This is a genomic window from Shigella sp. FC1967 (genome assembly GCF_001743005.1).
Lineage (GTDB): Bacteria > Pseudomonadota > Gammaproteobacteria > Enterobacterales > Enterobacteriaceae > Proteus.
In genome coordinates this window covers 1-4,264 of sequence record NZ_MIIZ01000712.1, presented here as the reverse complement: position 1 = coordinate 4,264, position 4,264 = coordinate 1, and the positions used below count along the sequence as shown (strand labels likewise).

At 39.4% G+C, this 4,264-nt stretch carries 2 protein-coding genes and 3 tRNA genes; all 5 read left to right on the top strand.

What is annotated here, in order from left to right; all coding sequences use genetic code 11:
• Window positions 1-341: 341 nt before the first annotated feature.
• The 5 genes from alaS to BHE89_RS10660 all read left to right on the top strand — a co-directional run bounded on the left by alaS (window position 342) and on the right by BHE89_RS10660 (window position 4,191).
• Window positions 342-2,969 (top strand): alanine--tRNA ligase, encoded by a 2,628-nt coding sequence (gene alaS, locus BHE89_RS10680; protein WP_069367092.1) that lies wholly within the window; start codon window positions 342-344, stop codon window positions 2,967-2,969.
• A 221-nt stretch (window positions 2,970-3,190) separates the two neighbouring features.
• Window positions 3,191-3,379 (top strand): carbon storage regulator CsrA, encoded by a 189-nt coding sequence (gene csrA / locus BHE89_RS10675; RefSeq protein WP_004244778.1) that lies wholly within the window; start codon window positions 3,191-3,193, stop codon window positions 3,377-3,379.
• Window positions 3,380-3,846: 467 nt separating this feature from the next.
• Window positions 3,847-3,939: transfer RNA gene (locus tag BHE89_RS10670), tRNA-Ser, on the top strand.
• 9 nt (window positions 3,940-3,948) lie between these two features.
• A tRNA-Arg gene (locus BHE89_RS10665) sits at window positions 3,949-4,025 on the top strand.
• 89 nt (window positions 4,026-4,114) lie between these two features.
• Window positions 4,115-4,191, top strand: a tRNA-Arg gene (locus BHE89_RS10660).
• Window positions 4,192-4,264 lie beyond the last annotated feature (73 nt).

Sequence of the window (4,264 nt, the reverse complement as noted above, 5' to 3'; positions counted from 1 at the left end):
CAGAGAAAAGAAACGTATAGAGAGTAATCTTGCAAAAAATCAGTAATAACAAATACTTTTTAATAATTACAAAATGAAAATACTTTAAATTGATAACATTTTCTAAGATAATTGCTCTTAAATAGAGAAAAGTCCCATCCTCAAATAACAATCCCACTTTCAGAAAAAAACTAGACGATTTACAATGTCAACACGAATAAGTTTATCGGGGGTTTTACTTCTGGCAGAAGAAATTCTATCTTATCCCTACTTATGTATTCGTTGGCTAAGTAGAGGTAACAATAAACCTCCTCTAACTAGATTTCTAATTTCTGTTTTTCCAGCTTGATTTCGGGATAATTATGAGCAAAAGCACCGCTGAGATCCGTCAGGCGTTTCTCGACTTTTTTCATACTAAAGGACATCAAATAGTACCTAGCAGTTCTTTGGTTCCAAATAACGATCCAACATTGCTGTTTACAAACGCAGGGATGAACCAATTCAAAGATGTATTTCTTGGATTGGATAATAGACCTTATTCCCGAGCGACAACCGCGCAACGCTGTGTGCGCGCAGGTGGTAAACATAACGATTTAGAAAATGTGGGTTATACCGCTCGTCACCATACCTTTTTTGAAATGCTAGGTAATTTCAGCTTTGGTGACTACTTCAAACATGATGCAATCAACTTTGCTTGGGAATTATTAACAGGCAAAGAGTGGTTTAACTTACCTAAAGAAAGACTTTGGGTAACGGTATATGCCACAGATGATGAAGCTTATGATATCTGGAATAAAGAAATTGGTATTCCAGCAGAAAGAATAATCCGTATTGGTGATAACAAAGGCGCACCATTTGCATCAGATAACTTCTGGCAAATGGGGGATACAGGCCCTTGTGGACCTTGTACTGAAATATTTTATGATCATGGTGACCACATTTGGGGCGGGCCTCCAGGATCACCAGAAGAAGACGGCGATCGCTATATTGAAATTTGGAACATCGTCTTCATGCAATTTAACCGTAAGTCAGACGGTACAATGGATCCCTTACCAAAACCTTCTGTTGATACTGGAATGGGGTTAGAGCGTATTACCGCTGTTTTACAACATGTTAACTCTAACTATGACATTGATTTATTCCGTTCTTTAATTAAATCTGTTGCACAGGCGACTAATGCAACGGATTTAGAGAATAAATCCTTACGCGTTATTGCCGACCATATTCGTTCTTGTTCATTCCTTATTTGCGATGGTGTTATCCCTTCTAATGAAGGTCGAGGTTATGTTCTACGTCGTATTATTCGTCGTGCAGTACGCCATGGCTATATGCTTGGTGCAAAAGATACCTTCTTCTATAAGTTAGTCGCTCCATTAATTGATGTTATGGCAGAAGCGGGTGAAGAATTAAAACGTCAACAAGCTATCGTTGAAAAAGTATTAAAAACGGAAGAAGAGCAATTTGCTCGTACATTAGAACGTGGTCTTCAATTATTAGATGAAGAGCTTGCTCAATTAACAGATGACGTTCTTCCGGGAGAAACCGCTTTCCGTCTTTATGATACATATGGTTTCCCTCTCGATTTAACTGCTGATGTTTGCCGTGAAAGAAATATCAAGGTTGATGAAAAGGGTTTCGACGTCGCGATGGAAGAGCAACGTAAACGTGCTCGTGAATCTAGCGGCTTTGGTACTGACTATAATAGTCTAATCAAAGTGGATAGCCGCAGTGAGTTCTCTGGCTATGAGCATAATGAACAGCAGGGCACTATTACCGCTATTTTCCATAATGGACAATCAGTCACTGAATTAAAAGCGGGCGAAGAAGGTATTATCTTCTTAAATAAAACCGCATTTTATGCAGAGTCTGGTGGTCAAGTTGGTGATAAAGGTGTTCTGACAGGTAAAAATAGCCTGTTTGAAGTCACAGATACGCAAAAATACGGTAAAGCTATTGGTCATATTGGTAAAGTTAACGTAGGGTCATTTATTGTTAACCATAAAATCAATGCCACTATTGATATTGCTCGTCGTGATGCTATCCGTTTAAATCACTCGGCGACGCACTTATTGCACGCAGCATTGCGCCAAGTTCTGGGTACGCATGTGACCCAAAAAGGTTCCTTAGTTAACGATAAATATTTGCGTTTTGATTTTTCTCATTTTGAAGCCGTTAAACCAGAACAATTACGAGAAATTGAAGATATTGTAAATGCGCAAATCCGTCTTAACTCACCCGTTATTACTGAGTTAATGGATCTTGAAGATGCGAAAGAAAAAGGTGCGATGGCGCTCTTTGGTGAGAAATACGACGAACGTGTTCGTGTTTTAACAATGGGTGACTTCTCCACTGAGCTTTGTGGTGGTACCCACGCTTCTAGAACGGGTGATATTGGTTTATTCCGCATTGTCAGTGAGTCAGGTACGGCTGCGGGTATTCGCCGTATTGAGGCGATTACCGGTATTGCGGCAATTGAGAGTGTCCATGAACAATCAGATCTTATCTCTCTAGTTGCACAAGTTCTAAAAAGTGATGGTACAAACTTGGTCGAAAGAATCAAAACAGTCCAAGAAAAATATCGTTTATTGGAAAAAGAACTCCAACAACTAAAAGATCAGCAAGCTGCCCAAGAGAGTTCTTCTTTAGGTAGCCAAGCTAAAAACGTGAAAGGTATCAAACTTTTAGTTCGTGAGCTTAATGGTGTTGAGCCAAAAATGTTAAGAACAATGGTTGATGATTTAAAAAATCAATTAGGTTCTGCAATTATTGTGCTTTCTACTATTTCTGATGGTAAAGTGAGCTTAATTGTTGGGGTCACTAAAGATTTAACTGCTAAAGTTAAAGCTGGTGAGCTAATTAGTTTTGTAGCACAGCAAATTGGCGGTAAAGGTGGCGGTCGCCCTGATATGGCTCAAGCGGGTGGTACTGACGTAGAAGCCTTACCAGTAGCTTTGGCAAGTGTTGACGAGTGGGTTGAATCGCATTTGTAAGCGATCACAACCTGAAAAAAGGCGCTATCCCTGTTTGTATAAGGATAGCGCCTTATAGAGATGTTGATAATCCGTTAAATAATCAATCGCTAAATTTATATTTTGTTATGAAGTATAGGTTACTTGTGATAAAAAATGATTATACGAATTGACAATGTATGATGGATAATGGCCGGGAAATTCTAGAGACCCGACTCTTGTAAATTTTCAAGGAGCAAAGAATGCTTATTCTAACTCGTCGAGTTGGTGAAACGCTTATGATAGGCGATGATGTGACCGTAACCGTTTTAGGGGTTAAAGGTAATCAGGTACGGATTGGCGTAAATGCACCCAAAGAAGTATCTGTCCATCGTGAAGAGATCTATCAACGAATTCAGGCCGAGAAAACTCAGCCTACTGATAACTACTAAACCCATTCCTATTTTTTAGTTAGTTACAATTCATTCGTAAGCGTCCACACTTTTGCCGGGTTTGGGCGCTTTTCTCTTTATAAGACTTTTGATTCCCTTCTTTGTTCCTATCTTTGCTCTTCTTGAGCTGTATTTATTATTACACTATCCGTTTATTCTGATTGACAGAATTGAAAGTCTTTTTACCTCTAATCATTCGCTTCATAATTATTTGATGTGCGAATAAATTTATTTACTAAGAGAATAAAATACTTGAATGATTTTTCATCAGCGATATCATTGTGTTTAGCACTTTTTTTAGCTAATCTTGATGATAAACGCATCAGTTTGTTTGTGAAGTGTTCAAACAAACGTATATTCGTAAAAAGTTGAGAAAAATTGTTTGACTTCTTAGGCTGAGAAAGTAATATGTGCGCCACACAGAGACGAGATGTTCAGTAGGAACTTCTTCGAGTGGTTCTAAATATGGTGAGATGGCCGAGAGGCTGAAGGCGCTCCCCTGCTAAGGGAGTATGCGGTCAAAAGCTGCATCGAGGGTTCGAATCCCTCTCTCACCGCCATTTAGATTTGCATCCTTAGCTCAGCTGGATAGAGTACTCGGCTACGAACCGAGCGGTCGGAGGTTCGAATCCTCCAGGATGCACCATATTCCAACCCCATGATTAACGTATGGGGTTTTTATTTTGGTGCAAATGGTGAATAATTTGCATTAAAAGAGTAAAGTATTAAAACGGCGCATCCTTAGCTCAGCTGGATAGAGTACTCGGCTACGAACCGAGCGGTCGGAGGTTCGAATCCTCCAGGATGCACCATCTTATTACTCAGATTGCCAATTGCAATATGAGTTGCTAGAAAAAACTACGATGCATCCTTAGCTCAGCTGGA

Coding starts and splice junctions, on each gene's coding strand:
- alaS (WP_069367092.1), top strand. CDS start 342: ATGAGCAAAAGCACCGCTGAGATCCGTCAGGCGTTTCTCGACTTTTTT.
- csrA (WP_004244778.1), top strand. CDS start 3,191: ATGCTTATTCTAACTCGTCGAGTTGGTGAAACGCTTATGATAGGCGAT.